Raw genomic sequence first — 19,092 nt, 5'->3', positions numbered from 1 at the left:
GCGGAGAGCGGCGCCGGGCGATGTCGCGACGACGTTTGCCCGGATTCGGCGAGTTCACCACGGGTGTCTGTCGCCGCAACCGCTCGCACCCACACGCCCCTTCCCCGGTCGGATCCGCCGGCGCAAGGCCTCGCCTGCGCTCACCGCTTCTCACCCGTGACTGCCGCACGAGCATTCGACGCCGCGACCCGACATGTCGATCACCGCTTCATGCGGGGTCGACGGCGGTATCGACCGCCAGGTGTCACATGTCCACGATCGCACCCAGATCGGCGGAGAGCCAACGCTGTGGCCGCATGGAGACCACCACCTGCGGACCGAAGCTCTCGGCCATCCGGAGATAGGCGTCGACCTTGTCCGGCGGCAGGTACCGGGAGACCATCTCCCGATGGTGCGCGTCGGTCATCGGGGCGACCTCGGTGACCGGGCCCTCGACGCTGACATAGCGCACGGTCGGCGTCTCCTGCTGCACCATCAGCGAGAATCGGCCCGCCTCCCGGATGTGACGCATCTTGGTCGAGTCGGGACCGGTCAGCACCCAGACCCGGCCACCGGGTTCGTACTGATACCAGATCGGCACGACCAGCGGGCCGCGCCCGGCCACGGTCACCGACAGCGCCGCCACATGCGGCGCGGCGAGGAATTCCTGACGTTCTTCCTGGCTCAACGGCATGGGCGCGAGTGTAGGCGCGGGGTACGACATCACGGCGAAACCACGCGCTCCCGCACCGAAAAATGTTGTCTGCCAGAAACCTTCGAGCGCCGGACATTCGGTGCGTATCGTGGATCGAGTCCGCCCGGTGGTCGGAGGGAGGGTCGCGGTGGAGACGTCCACGCCAGGTTCGGCGCTGTCCACCGGCCCGCGGCGGTCCGATGTCCGCGACCTGTTCCCCGCCCTCGGCACCACCGACATCTATCTCGACAGCGCAGCGACAACCCAGAAACCTCGTCCGGTGATCGAGACCGTCACCGACTACCACCGCCGGGCCACCGCCAACGCCGGACGCGGCTCCTATCCGTGGTCCTCGCGCCTGGCCACCCGGATCACCGAGATCCGTGCGCACACGGCGACGTTCGTCGGGAGCGCGCACCCCGACGAGATCGTCTTCACCTCCGGCGCGACCGCCGCGCTCAACGCCGTGGCCCTGTGCTGGGCCCTGCCCGAACTCCGCGACGGCGACCAGATCCTGTTCAACCCGCTCGATCACGCCTCGAACGTGCTGCCCTGGCATCATCTGCGCACCCTGCTCGCCCGGACGGGCCGCCGGATCGACCTGGTCCCCTACCGCACGACACCGCAGGGCACCGCCGATATCGACGACATCGCCGCCGCGACCGGCCCGCGCACCCGGCTGGTGACCGTGGCCCACCTGCACCACGTCTACGGCGGGCTCACCGATGTGGCGCGGCTGCGCGCGAGCCTGCCCCCGGAGACGCTGCTGTGCGTGGACTGCAGCCAGAGCGGCGGGCACGTGCCGGTCGACGTGCGCACGCTCGGCGCGGACTTCGCCGTCTTCGCCGCGCACAAGATGTTCGGCACGCCGGGAACGGGCGTGCTGTACTGCGCCCGCCGGGTCCACGACCGGCTGCTGCCCTTCCTGCCGGGCGGCGACACCGGCGTGCGGCTGACCGCCGCCGGGCTCGAATCGACCGGTATGCCGCGGCTGCTCGAAGGAGGCACCCCGAACATCCCGGGCATCCTCGCGCTCGGCAGCGCACTCGAGGTGCTCGATTCCTTGGACCGGCGGGTGATCGCCGAGCACAATCGCGGACTCACCCGGCGCGTCGTGGACCGGCTGCGCCCGATTCGCGGCATCCGGTTCCTGCCGGGACCCGCACACACGGTGACGGGCACGATCTCGCCCGGCTACGGAATCGTCTCGTTCACCCTCGACGGGATCGGCTCGCAGGATCTGGGATTCGTCCTCGCCGAGCACGGCTTCCTGGTGCGTACCGGCGCCCATTGCGTTCGGCCACCCGAGCCGGACGCCGCGGGTGACTCGGTCCGGGTGAGCACCCAGATCTACACGACGGTCGAGGAGGTCGACCGTTTCACCGCCTGTGTCGCGTCCATCGCCGAGGAGATCACGTGAGCAGCACCGTCCCCCACCGCAGCGCCGACCCCGCGGGCAGTGCCGGTTCCGCCAGCAGCACGGCCCCGCACCGGACCGACCTGCCACGTTACGACCGCCGGGCGGCCTCGCAGGTTCTCGCCCGGCTGGCCGAACCGGGTCTGTTCGGCGCGCCGCAGAGTCCGGTCGGCCATCGCGACATCGAGTTCGTCAGCGCGACGGTGCGTTCCGAGCCCGACAGCCATCTGACCACCTCGCAGCGGCTGTACCTGGAGCGCTTCATGCGCCCGTGCAGGCCCGAGCAGGTCACCACCGCCACGCATCGGCTGACCTGGACCGACAGCGACGGCATCCCCAACACCGGGCACTACCGCGCCGACGGCCTCGGTCCGATCGTGCCGATCGCCGCCAGGGAAGCGGTGCTCGTGCTGTGGCACGCGCTCGAGGCCGACACCGCACTCGCCGCGCGGATCGGGGGCTTGGACGCCCGCTCACACGCCGTGCTGCTCGGCACCACCACCGATCACGAGCCGATGGAGATCTTGCGCGTCGGCGTCGAGGCGGCAGCCCGCACGCTGGCCCAGCACGCGCTGCCGGCGCGACGCACCCCGTACCGGTCGGCCGCCGAACTGGCTCGGGGACTGCGCGATTCGGGCATCTTCACCGCGGTCGCGACCCGCTGGTACTGGGAGCTGCAGGCCTCGACCTACCGGCGCGGCATGATCCCGGTGACGCTGGCCTGCCGGCCCGACGGCAGCGTCCGCTACACCGCCGAGACGGTGGCGACCCTGCGCGCCATGAAGGACGCCACCATCGCCGAGGCGCACACCGTCATGCGCCGTGCGACCACGGTCGAGGGGCTCTCGGTGGCCGAGGCCATCGACAGATACCACGAAGACCTCGACCTCATCTCCCGCCAGTACGCGCTGCTGCCGCCCGGCACCCGCCCGTCGTGCCTGGCCGCCATGCCGCACCAGCTCGAGGGCAGGCACTACACACTGCTGCCGCTGGTGGTCGATCGCTTCGTCGACACGTTCTGCGCGGTGCTGGACCGGTGCCGGATCACCGAAGGCCGCATCGACCCGGCCACGCTGTCGGACGCTCCGATCGACGCCGAGGACCGGATCTTCCACGTGCCGGACATGAGCTGTCAGCACTGCGTACGCACCATCACCGCGACCCTGGAGTCCATGGGCGTGCCGGTGACCGAGATCGATCTGGCGAGCAAGCGCGTGGTCGCGGAGTTCCGCAGTCCGCGCAATCGGGCTCGGGTCTTCGACGTGCTGCGCGACGGCGGCTACAACCCGGTTTCCGCGCCCCCGCCCGCGGCAGCCGCCGAGAACGCGATATGAGCGTGGGGCCTCCCGCGCTGCCCGCACTGCTGCCTGCGCTGGTCGGCGCGTTCCTGGCCGACCGCGACGGACTCGCGGGCGCCCTCGCGCACCACGGCACGCCCGTGCATCTGATCTTCCCGCAGGTTTTCGACGAGAACGTGCGGGCGCTGCGCGCCGTGCTCGACCGGGAACGGGTGCGTTACCGGATGTTCTACGCGCACAAAGCGAATCAGTCCGCGGCGCTGGCACTGACGGCTCGTCGCGCGGGGATCGGAATCGATGTCGCCTCGCCCGGGGAACTGGACAGCGCCACACGGGCCGGGTTCGCACCCGAGAAGATCGAGGTGACCGGCCCGAAAGGCGAGGCGTTCACGCGTATCGCGCTGCAGACGGGTGTCACGATCAATGTCGACAATCTGTGGGAACTGGACCTGATCGACCGGATCACTCGCGCCGAGCGCCCAGGCGGCGACCCGGTGGCGGTGCTGCTGCGGGTCGGGGAACTGCCGGGCACCCCTTTCAGCCGCTTCGGTATCCCGCTCGCCCTGATCGACCGAGCGCTGACCACGCTCGCCTCCGCGGGCTCGCGAATTCGACTGCTGGGCTTCGCCTTCCACCTCGATTCCGGCGCCGTCGGCGACCGCGTGCGGGCCGCGCAGACGTGTCTGGGCCTGATCGAGCGTGCGCATGCGCGGGGCCTGGCCCCCACCGTGATCGATATCGGCGGCGGCCTGCGGCAGGTGTTCACCGCCGACGCCGACCGGTTCGACGCCTATGTCCGCGCGCTGCGCGAGGGCTTGGCCGGGCGCGGCGAGCCACTGGCCTGGGCGGGGCATACCTTCGGCTATCACATCGAATCCGGCGCCACGCACGGCACTCCGGTGTTCCACAAATACGGCAACACCGTCACCGCGGCCGACATGCTCGCCGAACTGCTGGCCGCCGAACTGCCCGAGCACGACCACCGTCCGCTGGCCCGGGTGCTGGCCGACAATCTGCTCGAACTGTGGCTCGAACCGGGCAAGGCCCTGGTCGACCACGCGGGCGTCACCGTCGCCGGGGTCGAGTTCACCAAGGAACTCGGCGACGGCACGCCCCTGGTCCATCTCGATCTCAGTCGCGACGCGGTGACCCCCGCCGACCAGGAGGTGATGGTCGATCCGCTGGTCGTGCCGAGGTCGGCCCCGCTCACCGGGCCGCCCGCGGGGGTGTTCTTCGCGGGCGGGCTGTGTCTCGAGCGCGACATGGTGACCAATCACCGGGTGCACCTGCCCGGCCTGCCGCGACCGGGCGACCTGATCGTCTTCCCGAACACCGCCGCCTATCACATGGATCTGTCGGCGGCCGCGGCGTCGATGCGATTGCCCCCTCGCAAAGTGGTCGTCGTGGGCACCGAGCGGGGCTTCCGCGTGGATACCGACGACGGCGTGCTGTCCGGCGAGCACGCGCGCGAGTTCCCGAAGGAGTCCTGATGCGCTACGACCACATCGCCGAACTGATCGGCAACACGCCGTTGCTGCGCCTGGATCCGGCCCGGCACGGGCTGCCGAACGTCGAACTGTTCGCGAAACTGGAGTCGCACAATCCGTTCGGCTCGGTCAAGGACCGGGTCGCCGCCGCCATGCTGCACGACGAGCTGCCTCGCCTGCGCGCCGAGGGCCGCACCCTCATCGAGGCCTCCAGCGGCAATACCGCCAAGTCGCTGCGGCTGCTGGCCGCGATGGAGGGCATCGGAGTGCGCGCGATCACCAACCGGATCAGGGTGACCGAGGTACGCGATCTGCTGCGCCTGCTCGGCACCGAGATCGTGGAGCTGCCCGGGCTGTCCGAATGCCCCGACCCGACCACCCCGAACGATGTCTATGCCGTCATCGAGTCGACGCTGGCCGCCGAACCCACTGCCTTCCACCATCTGTCGCAGTACACCAACGAGAAGAACATCGAAGCGCACCGGGCGGGTACCGGCCGCGAGATCCACGACGACCTCGCCGCGAGCGGCATCGAGCGCGTCGACTATCTCGTCGGCGGTCTGGGCACCACCGGATCCACCCGCGGCGCGGCGACCTTTCTGCGCAAGAGCAATCCGGATCTGCAGACCATCGGCGTGGTGTCGGCGCGGTCGGACTTCATTCCCGGTATCCGGTCCGAGACCGAGATGTGGGATGTGGGGCTGTTCCAGCCGGAGTTCTACGACCGGATCGCGGCCGTGGAATCCGCCGACGCGATCGAGGCGACGCTGACCCTGGCCACCACCCACGGCGTGCTGGCCGGACCCACCAGCGGCGCCGCCTACGCGGCGACGATGCGAGCGCTGCGCGCACAGGATGCTTCCGAGCGTGACCCCGGTGACCCGGTGATCGCGGTCTTCATCGTCTGCGACCGGCTCGAGCCGTATCTGTCCTATCTGCGCAAGCGTCGCCCGGACCTGTTCGGCGGACCCGATCGGCCCGCGCCGCCCACCGACGCCGAACTCGCCGCTGTCCCCCGGATCGCCCCCGCCGAGCTCGAGCGGCGCGATCGCGACGAACGCCTCACGATCGTCGACACCAGGGGCGCTATGGCCTACCGGATCGGCCACGTGCCCGGCGCGGTGAACATCCGCGACGATCAGCTCGCCGACATGATCGCCCAGGGCATGCCGTTCCCCCGCTCCCGCCCGATCGTCTTCGTCTGCCCCGTGGGCGAAATCGCCCTGCGCTTCGCGGTGCTCGCCCGCCGGGCGGGTTACGACGCGGCAAGCCTGGACGGGGGTGTCATCGGCTGGCGCGATGCCGGCCTGCCGCTCGAACGGGGCGGCTGACACCGATCCGGTCGGGCAGCCGAGTCCCACGCGCGCTGCCCCGGAGCACGATCGAGCCCGGCGGCCGTCGCCGAGCCGGGTATCCGGCAGTCCGGGTCACAGGCACTAGTCTTGGGCCGGTGCAGACAGGCCAGGATTCCGAGAGCGGCGGTCCCCGCATCTGGGGTGGGACGACGCTCACCGAGCGCAGGGAGGCGCGCCGCGCGGCGCTGCTCGACGCCGCGCTCGATCTGATCGGCGAGGCGGGGGCGGCGGGCGTGACCATGCGCGCGGTGTGCAGGCGCGCCAATCTCACCGACCGTTACTTCTACGAGAGTTTCAGCAGTCGCGACGAACTGCTCGATGTGCTCTATCGCAGTGTCGCCGATGAATTCCTCGGGCCGATGACCGCCTTCACCGATGCCGACGATCCCTCCCGCGACCGCGCGCTCGCCGAGATCCTGGTGGACAAAGTGCTCGCCGATCCGCGCAAATCGCGATTGTTCCTGGTCGAGCCGTATTCCAGTACCGGACTCGGTCAGACCACCATCGCGGTGATGCCCGCGTTCACCCGGTTGATCCAGGATCATCTGTTCGTCCACATCGAGGACCCGGTCCGCCGCAGGCTGACCGCGGTGAGCATGGCCAGCGGAAATGCGGGCATGTTCTCGGCCTGGCTGAACGGTTCGCTGCGTGCCACCAGGGAACAGATCGTCGAGCATTGCGTGGCCACCCTCACCGCCTACCGGACGATTTACCGCTGACCCGCCGGAGACGAATCCGGCCTTCGCCGAACGACAACGCCGGAAATGGCGGGTTAGAGTTGCCCGATAGCTAGAGTTGGCGCATAGCTGACAGCGGCGGCGAGGAGCGGGTGTTGGTGTCCATCGGAAAATTGGTGTCGTTCGACAGTTCACGCGGGTTCGGATTCATCCGGCCGGAAGACGGCGGCCCGGACGTGTTCGTCCATGTCAACGACATCGGGCTCGACGAGGACGAACTGCGCCAGGGCCGGGTATTCGAATTCGATATGACCGAGGGTGATCGCGGACCCAAGGCGATCAATCTCACCGCCGTCGGCGGCGCCCCGGGTCCGTCGCCGCGTGCGCGTAAGGAGCGCTCCGGCGGTGGCGGTCAGCTCTCGGCCGAAGAACACCGGCGGTTGATCACCGAGCTGCTGCTCGACGCCAGCCCCGCGCTCACGGCCGGGGAGATCCTCACCATCCGGGAGCGGCTGACCGCCTTCGCCTCCGAACACGGCTGGCTCGACTAGCCAGGCGAGATCCACGGACTTGTCGGACCGGCGGCCTACCATCGAGCCGACCGCCGGGGCGATGAATTCGCGCCCGCCACGGCGTCTCGATGGGTGAGCGCCGTGATGGGTGAGCGCCGTGATGGGTGAGGACCTGCCCCGAGGAGGAAACGTGGACCTGCCGGTGATGCCGCCCGTCAAACCCATGCTGGCGAAATCGACACCGTCGGTGCCGCGCGGTCCCGGTCTGTACTACGAGCCGAAATGGGACGGCTTCCGCTGCGTGGTCTTCCGCGACGGCGACGAGATCGAACTCGGCTCCCGCAACGATCGCCCGCTGACCAGGTATTTCCCCGAGCTGGCCGCACTGCTGCGCACGGCGCTGCCGCCACGCTGTGTCGTCGACGGGGAGATCGTGATGGTCACCGAGCACGGCCTGGATTTCGACACCCTGCAGAACCGGCTGCATCCGGCCAAGTCGCGAGTGGAGAAGCTGGCCCTCGAGACGCCTGCCAGTTTCGTGGGCTTCGATCTGCTCGCCCTCGGCGACACGGACCTCACCGGCGCGCCGTTCTCCGAACGCCGCAGCGAGCTCGAATCCGTCCTCGGCGCCGAGTTCGATCGCGTGCACCTGACCCCGATCACCCGCGACCCCGACGTGGCGGAGGACTGGTTCACCCGGTTCGAGGGCGCGGGATTCGACGGGGTGATGGTCAAGGGCGGCGACCAGGCCTATCACCAGGACAAGCGGGTGATGTTCAAGGTCAAGCACGAACGCACCGCCGATTGCGTGGTGGCCGGCTTCCGGATGCACAAGGACGGTCAGGGCGTGGGGTCGCTGCTGCTCGGGCTCTACGACGACGAGGGACGGCTGCACCACGTCGGGGTGGCCAGCAGTTTCACCGCCGCCCGGCGCGCGGAACTGGTCGCCGAGCTCGCGCCACTGAAGGAGAACGCGCTGGCGAACCATCCGTGGCGGGAATGGGCCGACGCCGCCGCGCAGGCCGCCGTCCAGGCCGGGACCGAGGCCAAGATGCCGGGCGGGCTGAGCAGGTGGAGCGGGGGCAAAGACCTGTCCTGGACGGCGCTGCGCCCGGAGCTGGTCGCCGAGGTCCGTTACGAGCACCTGCAGTCCGGCCGGTTCCGCCACGGCGGCAGGCTGGTGCGGTTCCGCGAGGACCGGACACCGCAGTCGTGTACTTACGCCCAGCTCGAACAAGTCGCCCCGGCCGAGCTGACCGCGATCTTCACCGAGACGGCGGCGCGCGGATGAGCCCGAAGGAGAGCGTGGAACTCGAGGTCGACGGACGCACGCTGACCATCAGCAATCCGGGCAAGGTGTATTTCACCGAGCGCGGCGAGACCAAGCTCGACCTCGTCCACTACTACCAGGCCGTGGCCGGGCCGCTGCTCGGGGTGATCCGGGACCGCCCGCTGCTCCTCGAACGCTATCCCGACGGCGCCTCGGGCAAATCCTGGTTCCAGAAGCGGGTGCCCGCCTCGGCCCCGGACTGGCTGCACACCGTGCAGGTCACCACCCCGAACGGCACCACGAGCGACGCCTTGGTGGCGCACGATCTCGCGCACGTGCTGTGGGCGGTCAACCAAGGCTGCCTCGGCTTCCATGTCTGGCCCAACCGGGCGGGCGATCTGACGATCGCCGACGAACTGCGCATCGATCTCGATCCCTCCCCCGGCATCGGCTACCCCGACCTGGTCGAGGCGGCGCGGCTGACCAGAGCGTTGTTCGACGAGCTTGGCATCGCATCGTCGGTGAAGACCTCGGGGTCGCGGGGTTTGCACATCTATGTGGCGCTGGAGCCACGCTGGGACGGCTACCAGGTGCGGGCGGCCGCGGTCGCGCTGGCGCGCGAACTGGAACGGCGGCATCCCGACCAGATCACCGCGCAGTGGTGGAAAGAGGAACGCGGGCAGCGGGTGTTCGTCGACTTCAATCAGAACGCTCCGCACAAGACCGTTTTCGGGGCCTGGAGCGTGCGGCCCAAGGTCGGCGCACAGGTCTCCACCCCGCTGTCCTGGGACGATCTCGACGCCGTGGCGCCGAAGGATCTGACCATCGCCACCGTCCCGGACAGGCTGGCCGAGTTCGGCGATCCGTGGGCCGATCGCGCGCCACAGTCGATCGAGGCGCTGCTGGAGATGTCCGAACGGGATATGGCTTCGGGATTGATGGACGCGCCGTGGCCGCCGCAATATCCGAAGATGCCGAACGAGCCGCCGAGGGTGCAGCCGAGCCGGGCGAAAACCGACTAGCGAGCGGCCGTGATCGTCTGCAGCGGAACTCGTCGATCGGTCCGGCGCAGCCGTCTCAGTTGGTCCAGCGGACCCAGACGCCTTCGGTCCCCTGGCTCTCGCACACCAGCGCCCGGCCGTCGGCGGTGCGCCCGGACTTGGCGATCGTCTCGTCGCAGGTCCGGCCGGGTTCGAAGACGCCGGTGCCGATGTTGTACGGGCCCGACCACTGGTGAGCGCCGCTCGCACCCGCGGCTTCCAGACACAACAGCGTGCCACCGTCGACAGCGGACCCGATCATGCCGAGCTGGCCCGCGGTGCACGCCGCGCCCTTGCGGACCAGCGGAGCTTCCTCGGTCGTCGATGCCGGGGTGGGCCGCGCGGAGGGGAGTTCGGCGGGCGGCGCCTGGGCCGCGGTGGTCTGGTCGGCGGTGCTCGTGGCGGTGACCGTCGTGCCGGTGGCCGTCGCGTCCTCGAGGTCGGCCAGCGTGTCGGTCAGCGAGCTGCCTGTCAGCACCACCACCGCGGCCACGGCGGCCGCCTCGGCGATACCGAGCAAGACCGCGAACGTGGCCATGGCCCGGCCTCTCGGATGCCCGAAGGCGATGAGCCCGAACACGATGGCGACCGGAAACAAGGCCAGCAACGCCGCGACGAGCGCGATCACCGCATAAGGATTGACGATGGGACGGGAGTCGGCGATGAACGGGTCCTCAGGGTCCTGGTCCTCGGGCCATGCCTGTGGCCACGCCTCGGAGTCCTGCCATTCCCGCGTCCGTGCCATCCCGGTCCTCTCGCATTTCGAACTCTCGCGCGGCGCCCCGGAAGCGGCGAACCCCACCAGCTACCGGGAAAGAATAGTGGCCGGACGAGAAAGCGCTACCGGAATGCGCGAGGTAGTAGCCCGGTCACCGAGTAATGCCGGTCACACCCGGCCTCGGGGCCGGATATCCCGAAATGCGTCAGGAATCCGGAAACGATGATCACCGGAACGGCCGGATATTCACTCGGCAAACTCCCGGCGAAAAGCGGTATTCAGGAAGCGTGGCCCACCTTCGCCATCGTCTCGCTGACCAGCGCCCACAGCAGGTCCGCGAGCAGATGGTGCACCTGTTCGCGGGTCAGGTTTCCGCGAGTGATCCATTCGCGCCCCGCGGCTTTCACCAATCCGCCGTACGCACGCACCATCGCCCGCAATTCCGCGCTGTGCGCCGAATCCGCGAGCCCGACCATGCACAGCGTGCGTTCCGCCGCCGCGTCGTCGGCCTCGTCCAGGATCTGCTGGACCTCGGGGTCGTCGCCGACGCCCTCGTGGCTGGTCACCTTCACCCAGGTGCTGCCGTGTTCGGCGATGGTGTCGAGCAGCCACCGCACGCTGGCGTCGACCCGCTCGCGCGGGGTGCCCGTCGGCACGACCATGTCCTCGCCCCTGGGCAGGGTCACCATCCGGCGCACCACTACGAGATAGAGGTCGCGCTTGTTGCCGAAGTAGTGGTTGATCAGCCCGCGGGCGACCCCGGCGCGCGCGGCGAGTTCGGCGGTGGACACGGCCGCGTACGGCCGCTCACCGAACATCTCGATCGCGCACGCCAGGATCTGCGCGCGGCGCTCGTCGGGTTCGAGGCGTTTGCGGCGCGCGGGGCGCTCACCGGCTCCGGTACGACCGGCCGCCGATGCGATACGACCGGGCACCTCAGAGCGATCGGGCAATGAGATCCTTCATCACTTCGTTGCTGCCGGCGAGAATGCGCAGCACACGGGCGCCGGTGTACAGCTCCGAGATCGGATACTCGGTCATGTAACCGTAGCCGCCGAACAGCTGCAGGCATCGGTCCACCACGATGTTCAGCTGATCGGTGATCCAGTACTTGGTCATCGCCGCGGTGGGGATGTCGAGTTCACCGCGCAGATGCTTGACGATCGACTCGTCGAGGAAGGTGCGCGCGACCTTGGTGATGGTGGCGCATTCGGCGAGCTCGAACTTGGTGTTCTGCATCGCGTACAGCGGCTTGCCGAAGGCTTCGCGGCCCTTGGTGTAGTCGACGGTCAGCTGGACGGCCTTCTCCATCATGGGCACCGCGATGACGGCGGTGACCAGTCGCTCCTGCGCGAGCAGCTGCATCATCTGGTAGAAGCCCTGGCCCTCGCCCGTGCCCAGCAGGTTGGAGGCGGGCACCCGCAGGCCGTCGAAGAACAGCTCCGCGGTGTCCTGGCCCTTGCCGCCCATCTTGCTCAGGATGCGGCCACGCTTGAAACCGGGGGTGTCGTCACTAACCTCGGCGAAGATCAGCGAGACGCCCGCCGCACCCTTGGTCGGGTCGGTCTTGGCGGCGATGATGATGCCGTCGCAGAGCCAGCCGTTGGTGATGAAGATCTTGGAGCCGGTGATGACGTACTCGTCGCCTTCGCGCACGGCCCTGGTCTTGATGTTCTGCAGGTCCGAACCGGTGCCCGGCTCGGTCATGCCGATCGAGAGCACCATCTCGCCGCCGGCGGCCTTGGGCAGCACCCGGCGCTTGAGTTCCTCGGAGCCGAACTCGGCGATGTAGGGCGCGATGATCGAGCTGTGCACGGGCATGCCGAGGGCGCCGTCGCCCGCGAAGGTCTGCTCTTCGATGATGGCGGCCTCATGGGCGAAAGTTCCTCCGCCACCGCCGTATTCGGTGGGCACCGCGGTGCACAGCAGGCCGAGCTCGCCCGCACGGTTGTACAGCTCGCGGTCGGGGTGTCCCTGCGCGACGAACTTCTCCTCGTGCGGGACGACCTCCTTCTCGAAGAAGTTCCGGGCGAGTTCGCGTACCGCCTCGACCTCGTCGTCACTCCATGCGGCGCGTGCCATGTGCTCACGATCCTTTGCTCGATGTGACCCGGCCTCGGGCGCCGGGACCCCGGCATCAGGTTCCCAGCCCTATTGGCGAGTTGTCAACAGCGCGGCGAACGCGGCGGAATCCGGAAAGTCGGCGTTTGCGACAATGGACCCCACGATCGCGTCGCGACAACGCACCCGGTCACCCCGATCCACTGCGTTCGCACCCCAGCTCACGAAGGATGTCCGAAGACCCGATGGCCGAGAACAGTATCGATCCCGACGAGCTGGCCACCTGTCTACGGGTTCTCGAGCAGGCCGCTGACCTGGACAAGGACCACGCGGATTCGATCGCTGTGCAGCGGGCGGTCGGACACATGTTCAAAAAGCTCAAGCAGCGAAGGCGCGAGGAAGCGCGGCGCAAGGTCGCCGAGAACGACCGGGCGGTGGTGGCGGCCACCGCTACCGGCTCACCGAACCGCATCGACGACGAGACCGCGGGCATCCCGCTGAGCTCCAACGCCGCGGGCGCGAGCGCGGGCACCCTGCTGCGGTCGCGCCCCTGCTACATCTGCAAGCAGCACTACACCCGCGTCGACGCCTTCTACCACCAGCTGTGCCCGGACTGCGCGGCCGACAGCCACGCCAAACGCGACGCGCGCACCGATCTCTCCGGCCGCCGCGCGCTGCTCACCGGCGGGCGAGCCAAGATCGGCATGTACATCGCGCTGCGGCTGCTGCGCGACGGCGCGCACACCACCATCACCACCCGCTTCCCCAACGACGCGGTGCGCCGCTTCGCCGCCATGGAGGACAGCGCGGACTGGCTGCACCGACTGCGCGTGGTCGGCATCGACCTGCGCGACCCCGCCCAGGTGATCGCGCTGGCCGACGACGTCGCCGCGCAGGGTCCGCTCGACATCCTGATCAACAACGCCGCGCAGACCGTGCGCCGCTCGACGGGCGCCTACAGCGCGCTGGTGGAGGCCGAATCGGCGCCGCTGCCCGCGGGCGTGCTGCCCGACGTGGTGACCTTCGGCAAGACGATGCAGGCGCATCCCAGCGCGCTGACCGCCTCGCTGTCGCCCTCGCTGCTCGCCGCCCCCTCACTCACCGCCGCCGACGTCGCCGAACTCGCGCTGGTCGCGGGATCGGCCACCCCCGAACGCATTTCGCGCGGCGTGGCCATCGACGCCGGCGGGCTGGTGCCCGATCTCGCACACACCAACAGCTGGGTGCAGACCGTCGCCGAGGTCGATCCGACCGAGTTGCTGGAAGTACAGCTGTGCAATTCGGTGGCGCCGTTCATCCTCGTGTCACGACTGCGCCCGGCGATGGCGGCCGCCGCGGCCCACCGCAAGTACATCGTCAACGTCTCGGCGATGGAGGGCCAGTTCAGCCGCGGCTACAAGGGCCCGGGACATCCGCACACGAATATGGCGAAGGCAGCGCTGAACATGCTCACCCGCACCAGCGCCGCGGAGATGCTCGAGACCGACGGCATCCTGATGACCGCGGTCGACACCGGCTGGATCACCGACGAGCGCCCGCACTACACGAAGATGCGCCTGGCCGAGGAGGGCTTCCACGCGCCGCTGGACCTCGTCGACGGCGCGGCCCGGGTGTACGACCCGATCGTTCAGGGCGAGAACGGCGTCGACCTCTACGGTTGCTTCCTCAAGGATTACCGGCCGTCACCCTGGTGAGCGGCCTACCCTGGGAACTGTGGGTTTTCGTCTGATCGCCGATCTCACCGCGTTCGCGCATTTCGCGTTCCTGGTCTACGTGGTGTTCGGCGGATTCCTGGCGTGGTGGCGGCCGTGGGCCTTCTGGCCGCATCTGGCCGCGGCCGTCTGGGGATTCGGCTCGGTGCTCATCGGCTACGACTGCCCGCTGACGCATCTGGAGAACTGGGCGCGCCGGTCGGCGGGGACGGCGGAACTGCCCTCGACCGGATTCATCGACCACTACCTCACCGGCGTCATCTATCCCGATGACGCGGTGGGACTCATCCGGCTGCTGGTGGCGGTGGTCGTGCTGATCTCCTGGGCGGGCGCACTGGTGACGATCCGCCGCCGGTCCGCGGATCGCGCGCCGGTGGTGTCCCGTCGCGCGATCCGGTGAGGTGCGCGGTCGCGCTCATCGGCGCGGCGCCCCGGTGATCAGCGCACGGTGCGAGTGACGAGCGCGGCGACCTCGTCGGGCTGTTCGTCGAGATAGAAGTGCCCACCGGGGAAGGTCTCCCGCCGGAACACCCCCGAGGTGAAATCGCGCCATTCGTCGGCCTGTTCGACGCTCATGGTCGGGTCCTCGGTGCTGACCAGGGCGGTGATGGGGCAGCGCAACGGATCGCCGCCGCGCTGGGCGTAGGTCTCCACCGCCTGGTAGTCACCGCGCACGGCGGGCAGCACGATCTCGGCCAGGCCCGGTTCGCTGCGCAGCACGGCGATCGGGGCCGGATCGGCGGCGAGACGTTCGAGGTCGGCGATCAGATCCTCGTCCGGGCCCAGATGCAGCCTGCGCGATTCGACGAAGGTGGGCGCGGGGCGGCCCGAGACGAACAGCCGGGACACCGCGCGGCCCGCGGACTCCAGCCTGCGGGCGGTCTCGTAGGCGACGGTGGCGCCCATGCTGTGTCCGAACAGCGCGAGACCGGGCACCGCGGCCTGGGCCAGCAACTCCTCGGCGATCCGGTCGGCCAGCGCATGCAGATCGGTCACCGGAGCTTCGCCCAAACGATCTTGACGACCCGGGTATTGCACGGCGAAGACCGCAATACCCGGACCGACCCGGTCGGCCAGATCTCGGTAGGCGGTGGCCGAACCGCCTCCCGGGGCAAAACACACCAGGTGGTGGCGTGGCGCGGGTTCGATTCGCAAGGCGCGCAGCCATTCGGTCGCCACGATCGCACTCTCCACGTCGGTCTCCTTCTGCTTGTAACCGCTAGTCTCGGACTGGTGAACGCGCACAATCGGCTGGTCCACGAGTACGAATCCGGAATCGGCGTCCCGGCGTCCGGCGTTATCGATTCGCCTGATCCCGGCAGCAATCTCGCTGCGACACTGCCGGTGTGGACACTGGCCGCGGGATCGGTGGCAGCCGTGGCGGCCGCGGCCAATCGTATGCGCGACGCGCACGGGCTCGCGCCCGTGACCCACCGGATCGACCCCGAGCGCATCACCGCCGCGTTCTCCAGTGACCATCTGCTGCGTGTCGACGGCCGGCAGGTGCCGAGCTGGGCCGATCTGTCCGGGTTCTTCCCGACCTTCGACGGCTGGGTCCGCACGCACGCCAACTACCCGCACCACCGCTCCCGCCTGCTCACCGCGCTGGGGCTGCCCGAGGACATCCCGTTCGACATCGCGGTCGCGCAGATCGCCATGAGCCGCGCCTCCGACATCGAGGACAACGCGGCCGCGGTGGGCGCCGTCGCGGTACGGGTGCGCACCGAAGACGAGTGGGCCGCCACGCCGCAGGCCGCCGACGCCGCCGACGGGCCTCTGGTGGCGATGGAACAGCGCGAGGATCGCGCGGGCACCCGGCTGCGGTCGGACGCCACCCCGTTCCAGCCGCTGCGCGGAGTGCGTGTGCTCGATATGACCAGGGTGATCGCCGGGCCGGTCGCCACCCGCACCCTGGCGCTGCTGGGCGCGGAGGTGCTGCGCATCGACGCACCGTGGCTGCCGGAGCTGCCGTGGCAGTTCGCCGACACCTGTCAGGGCAAGCATTCGGTGCTGATGGACATGCGCAGCCATGCCGTCGCCTTCCACGATCTGCTCTCGCAGGCCGACGTGCTGGTGACCGGGTACCGGCCGGGCGCGCTGGAGAGCGCGGGCCTGATCACCGCGGTTCGGCGCGGCCTGATCCACGCCAGGATCAGCGCTTGGGGCGAGTCGGGTCCGTGGAGCGGGCGGCGCGGCTTCGACAGCATCGTGCAGGCCGCGACCGGTATCGCCGTGCTCGAGGGCGCGCCCCAGGTGCCCGGCTCGCTGCCCGCGCAGGCCATCGACCACGCCACCGGCTACCTGCTCGCCGCGGGCATCATCGACGCGCTCGCCGCGCACACCTACGACGGTGTCGGCCGGGATGTGCGAACCTCGTTGGCGCGCACCGCCTCCTGGCTGCTCGGCGCACCGGGCCGCACCCTCAAGCATCCGCCGCCCGCGGCGCCGAACCCGCACGCGGTGGTCGCGCACGGGAACCTGCTCACCGCGGCTCCCGCGCTGGCCGAGTACCCGGACTACGCCTGGCCCGCGCCCCAGATCGGTTCGGGAACACCGGCCTGGCCGGTGCGCACGCGGTAACGCCTGTTCGCGCCCACGGCCCGCAGCCCTGCCGCCCGCGAATACCACCGATCCCGGGGCGATGCCCAGGCCGCGCAGCGGGCGGTAGGCCGGCGAGCCCGGGCGTAGCCGCGAATCCCCGCGTCGGACGTCCGGCACCGCGGCGGCCAGACCCAAGCGCGGGCACAGCCGGGGCGGCCCCCTCGGGAGCCGAGAGCGGCCGCTCGGACGCGGCGATTAGGCTCGAGGCGTGCGGCAGAAGATCATCGTGGATGTCGATACCGGGATCGACGACTCGCTGGCGCTGCTCTACCTGCTGGCTTCGCCGGAGGCCGAGGTGCTCGGCATCGCGTCGACAGCGGGCAATGTCGGGGCCGCGCAGGTCGCCGCCAACAATCTGGCGTGGCTCGAGGTGTGCCGCGCGCCGCAAATCGAGGTGGCGCTCGGGGCGGATCGGCCGCTGGCGATCGAGTTGCGCACCACAGAGGACACCCACGGCCCGCAGGGCGTCGGGCATGCCCGTCTCCCGATGTCGGGGCGGACGCTCTCGGACCGCTCGGCGGCGCGGATGTGGGTGGAGTCGGTGCGGGCGCATCCCGGCGAGATCGTCGGATTGTGCACCGGGCCGCTGACGAATCTGGCGCTGGCCTTGCGGCTCGAGCCCGAGCTGCCGCGCTTGTTGCGCCGGCTGGTGGTGATGGGCGGGGCGTTCAACCATCCGGGCAATACGACGCCGACGAACGAATGGAACGTGCACGTCGATCCCGAAGCGGCCAAGGAGGTTTTCGACGCCTTCTCCGCGGCACCGCCCGACCGCAGGCCGTTGATCTGCGCACTGGACGTCACCGAGACCATCGAAATGCATCCGGGCCATCTGCGCGCGCTGGCCGAGCGGGCGGGCAGCAGCCCGGTCGAGGTGCCCGCGCCCACCGATCCACCGGGGCGGTCCTCGACGGCGAGCAATCCGATCATCCGCCATCTGACCGACGCGGTCCGCTTCTACTTCGAGTTCCATCAGGCCTACGACCAAGGCTATCTGGCGCATATGCACGACCCGTTCGCCGCGGCCGTGGCGCTGGATCCGTCGCTGGCGGTGACCCGTCCCGCCACGGTGGACGTCGAGCTGACCGGCACGCTGACCCGGGCCACCACGGTCGCCGACTGGGCGGGCATGTGGGGCAGGCCGTTCAACGCCGACATCGTCGTTGGCACCGACCCCGAGGCGTTCTTCGACCGTCTCCTCGCCCGGGTGGGTGATTTCGCGCGCGCACTGTATCCGCCCGCGCCGAGCGTGGCGCATCGTTCGAGCCTGGAGGTCACATGACCGGTCACAGCCATCACGGCGAGTATTCGGCGAGCGATTACGCCCACGCCGCCGACAGCATCGCCTACCTGGCCGGGTTCCGGGATAGGCTCGGGCTGCCGGGCATCGTCGACGTGCACACCCACTTCATGCCGGAGTCGGTGCTGCGCAAGGTCTGGGCCTACTTCGACTCGGTGGGCCCGCTGGTGGGCAGGCAGTGGCCGATCACCTACCGCGACGAGGAGCAGGTCCGGCTGAAGACCCTGCGCGGCTTCGGTGTTCGCGCCTTCACTTCGCTGGTGTACCCACACAAGCCGGACATGGCGGCGTGGCTCAACGACTGGACCGGCGAGTTCGCCGCCCGCACGCCCGACTGCCTGCACACCGCGACCTTCTATCCCGAACCCGAGGCCGCCGCCTATGTCGCCGCGGCGATCGAGCGTGGGGCGCGGGTGTTCAAGGTGCACATCCAGGTCGGCGACTTCGCGCCGAACGATCCGCTGCTCACCCCGGTCTGGGGGCAGCTCGCCGAGGCGGGAGTCCCGGTGGTGATCCACTGCGGGTCCGGGCCCGCGCCGGGCCGGTTCACCGGGCCCGGGCCGATCGCCGAGCTGCTGAGCCGGTTCCCCGCTCTTCGACTGATCGTGGCGCACATGGGCACCCCCGAATACAGCCAGTTCCTCGACCTCGCCGAGCGGTACCCCACCGTCTCACTCGACACCACGATGGTGTGGACCGATTTCAGCGAGGCGGACGCGCCCTACCCGGTCACCGAATACGAGCGGCTGCGCGCGTTGTCCGACCGCATCCTGTTCGGTAGCGACTTTCCCAATATCCCGTACTCGTACGCGCACGCGGTCCAGGCCGTCGAACGCCTCGATCTCGGTGCGGACTGGCTGCGGAAGGTGTTCTGGGAGAACGCGGTCCGGATGTTCGGCCTGAGCTGAGATCGTCGTCGGGACTCGGCCCCGACCGGCGAGGGCCGGGATCAGCACGACCGGGTGGCCCGG

Annotated in this window: 18 protein-coding genes; 13 read left to right on the top strand and 5 right to left on the bottom strand. The window is 69.7% G+C overall.

Features of this window, described 5'->3' with window-relative positions; genetic code table 11:
- Positions 1-244 precede the first annotated feature (244 nt).
- Positions 245-673, bottom strand: coding sequence for a pyridoxamine 5'-phosphate oxidase family protein (locus tag NS3_RS20565; protein ID WP_067862219.1), 429 nt, complete (start codon positions 671-673; stop codon positions 245-247).
- 148 nt (positions 674-821) lie between these two features.
- Here NS3_RS20565 and NS3_RS20560 point away from each other — a divergent pair, with 148 nt between their 5' ends.
- The 8 genes from NS3_RS20560 to ligD all read left to right on the top strand — a co-directional run bounded on the left by NS3_RS20560 (position 822) and on the right by ligD (position 9,711).
- A complete protein-coding gene (locus tag NS3_RS20560) occupies positions 822-2,093 on the top strand; it encodes an aminotransferase class V-fold PLP-dependent enzyme (RefSeq protein WP_067862217.1) in 1,272 nt (423 codons plus the stop codon).
- Positions 2,090-3,424: a heavy-metal-associated domain-containing protein gene (locus NS3_RS20555; RefSeq protein ID WP_245649716.1), complete on the top strand. Its 1,335-nt coding sequence runs from the start codon at positions 2,090-2,092 to the stop codon at positions 3,422-3,424. The genes NS3_RS20560 and NS3_RS20555 overlap by 4 nt, the downstream gene beginning before the upstream one ends.
- Positions 3,421-4,878 carry a type III PLP-dependent enzyme domain-containing protein gene (locus tag NS3_RS20550; protein ID WP_067862215.1) on the top strand — a complete coding sequence of 486 codons (1,458 nt, stop codon included), beginning with the start codon at positions 3,421-3,423 and terminating at the stop codon, positions 4,876-4,878. The genes NS3_RS20555 and NS3_RS20550 overlap by 4 nt, the downstream gene beginning before the upstream one ends.
- Entirely contained in the window at positions 4,878-6,206 is a 1,329-nt protein-coding gene (locus NS3_RS20545) for a pyridoxal-phosphate dependent enzyme (protein WP_067862212.1), read from the top strand. Before NS3_RS20550 ends, NS3_RS20545 begins: the two co-directional genes overlap by 1 nt.
- 119 nt (positions 6,207-6,325) lie before the next feature.
- Positions 6,326-6,949, top strand: coding sequence for a TetR/AcrR family transcriptional regulator (locus NS3_RS20540; RefSeq protein WP_067862209.1), 624 nt, complete (start codon positions 6,326-6,328; stop codon positions 6,947-6,949).
- Between the two features lie 110 nt (positions 6,950-7,059).
- Positions 7,060-7,458, top strand: coding sequence for a cold-shock protein (locus NS3_RS20535; protein ID WP_067862206.1), 399 nt, complete (start codon positions 7,060-7,062; stop codon positions 7,456-7,458).
- Between the two features lie 151 nt (positions 7,459-7,609).
- Positions 7,610-8,710 carry an ATP-dependent DNA ligase gene (locus NS3_RS20530; protein ID WP_218018269.1) on the top strand — a complete coding sequence of 367 codons (1,101 nt, stop codon included), beginning with the start codon at positions 7,610-7,612 and terminating at the stop codon, positions 8,708-8,710.
- On the top strand, positions 8,707-9,711 hold the full coding sequence (ligD, locus tag NS3_RS20525; RefSeq protein ID WP_067862204.1) for a non-homologous end-joining DNA ligase: 1,005 nt from the start codon (positions 8,707-8,709) through the stop codon (positions 9,709-9,711). Before NS3_RS20530 ends, ligD begins: the two co-directional genes overlap by 4 nt.
- Positions 9,712-9,766: 55 nt before the next feature.
- Here ligD and NS3_RS20520 read toward each other — a convergent pair whose 3' ends face one another.
- The 3 genes from NS3_RS20520 to NS3_RS20510 all read right to left on the bottom strand — a co-directional run bounded on the left by NS3_RS20520 (position 9,767) and on the right by NS3_RS20510 (position 12,529).
- Positions 9,767-10,474 carry a hypothetical protein gene (locus NS3_RS20520; protein WP_067862202.1) on the bottom strand — a complete coding sequence of 236 codons (708 nt, stop codon included), beginning with the start codon at positions 10,472-10,474 and terminating at the stop codon, positions 9,767-9,769.
- Positions 10,475-10,725: 251 nt separating this feature from the next.
- Positions 10,726-11,400 (bottom strand): TetR/AcrR family transcriptional regulator, encoded by a 675-nt coding sequence (locus NS3_RS20515; protein WP_373865330.1) that lies wholly within the window; start codon positions 11,398-11,400, stop codon positions 10,726-10,728.
- Complete coding sequence (locus NS3_RS20510) at positions 11,384-12,529, bottom strand: acyl-CoA dehydrogenase family protein (protein ID WP_067862200.1); 1,146 nt, start codon at positions 12,527-12,529, stop codon at positions 11,384-11,386. Before NS3_RS20510 ends, NS3_RS20515 begins: the two co-directional genes overlap by 17 nt.
- A gap of 224 nt (positions 12,530-12,753) precedes the next feature.
- Between NS3_RS20510 and NS3_RS20505 the strand changes: the two genes are divergently transcribed.
- The gene (locus tag NS3_RS20505) at positions 12,754-14,202 is read left to right on the top strand and encodes an SDR family NAD(P)-dependent oxidoreductase (protein ID WP_067862283.1); all 1,449 of its coding nucleotides are present in this window, start codon (positions 12,754-12,756) and stop codon (positions 14,200-14,202) included.
- Positions 14,203-14,221: 19 nt separating this feature from the next.
- A complete protein-coding gene (locus tag NS3_RS20500; RefSeq protein ID WP_067862198.1) occupies positions 14,222-14,620 on the top strand; it encodes a DUF2784 domain-containing protein in 399 nt (132 codons plus the stop codon).
- A gap of 38 nt (positions 14,621-14,658) precedes the next feature.
- Here NS3_RS20500 and NS3_RS20495 read toward each other — a convergent pair whose 3' ends face one another.
- Positions 14,659-15,414 carry a thioesterase II family protein gene (locus tag NS3_RS20495; protein ID WP_067862281.1) on the bottom strand — a complete coding sequence of 252 codons (756 nt, stop codon included), beginning with the start codon at positions 15,412-15,414 and terminating at the stop codon, positions 14,659-14,661.
- A gap of 39 nt (positions 15,415-15,453) precedes the next feature.
- Between NS3_RS20495 and NS3_RS20490 the strand changes: the two genes are divergently transcribed.
- The 3 genes from NS3_RS20490 (at position 15,454) to NS3_RS20480 (ending at position 19,029) form a co-directional block, all read left to right on the top strand.
- Positions 15,454-16,800, top strand: coding sequence for a CoA transferase (locus NS3_RS20490; protein WP_084495774.1), 1,347 nt, complete (start codon positions 15,454-15,456; stop codon positions 16,798-16,800).
- Positions 16,801-17,029: 229 nt separating this feature from the next.
- Complete coding sequence (locus NS3_RS20485) at positions 17,030-18,103, top strand: nucleoside hydrolase (protein WP_067862196.1); 1,074 nt, start codon at positions 17,030-17,032, stop codon at positions 18,101-18,103.
- Complete coding sequence (locus NS3_RS20480; RefSeq protein ID WP_067862194.1) at positions 18,100-19,029, top strand: amidohydrolase family protein; 930 nt, start codon at positions 18,100-18,102, stop codon at positions 19,027-19,029. Before NS3_RS20485 ends, NS3_RS20480 begins: the two co-directional genes overlap by 4 nt.
- The last annotated feature ends 63 nt before the right edge of the window (positions 19,030-19,092 follow it).

This window comes from Nocardia shimofusensis NBRC 100134, from assembly GCF_001613125.1.
GTDB lineage: Bacteria > Actinomycetota > Actinomycetes > Mycobacteriales > Mycobacteriaceae > Nocardia > Nocardia shimofusensis.
This window is presented reverse-complemented; position numbering and strand designations above follow the sequence as displayed.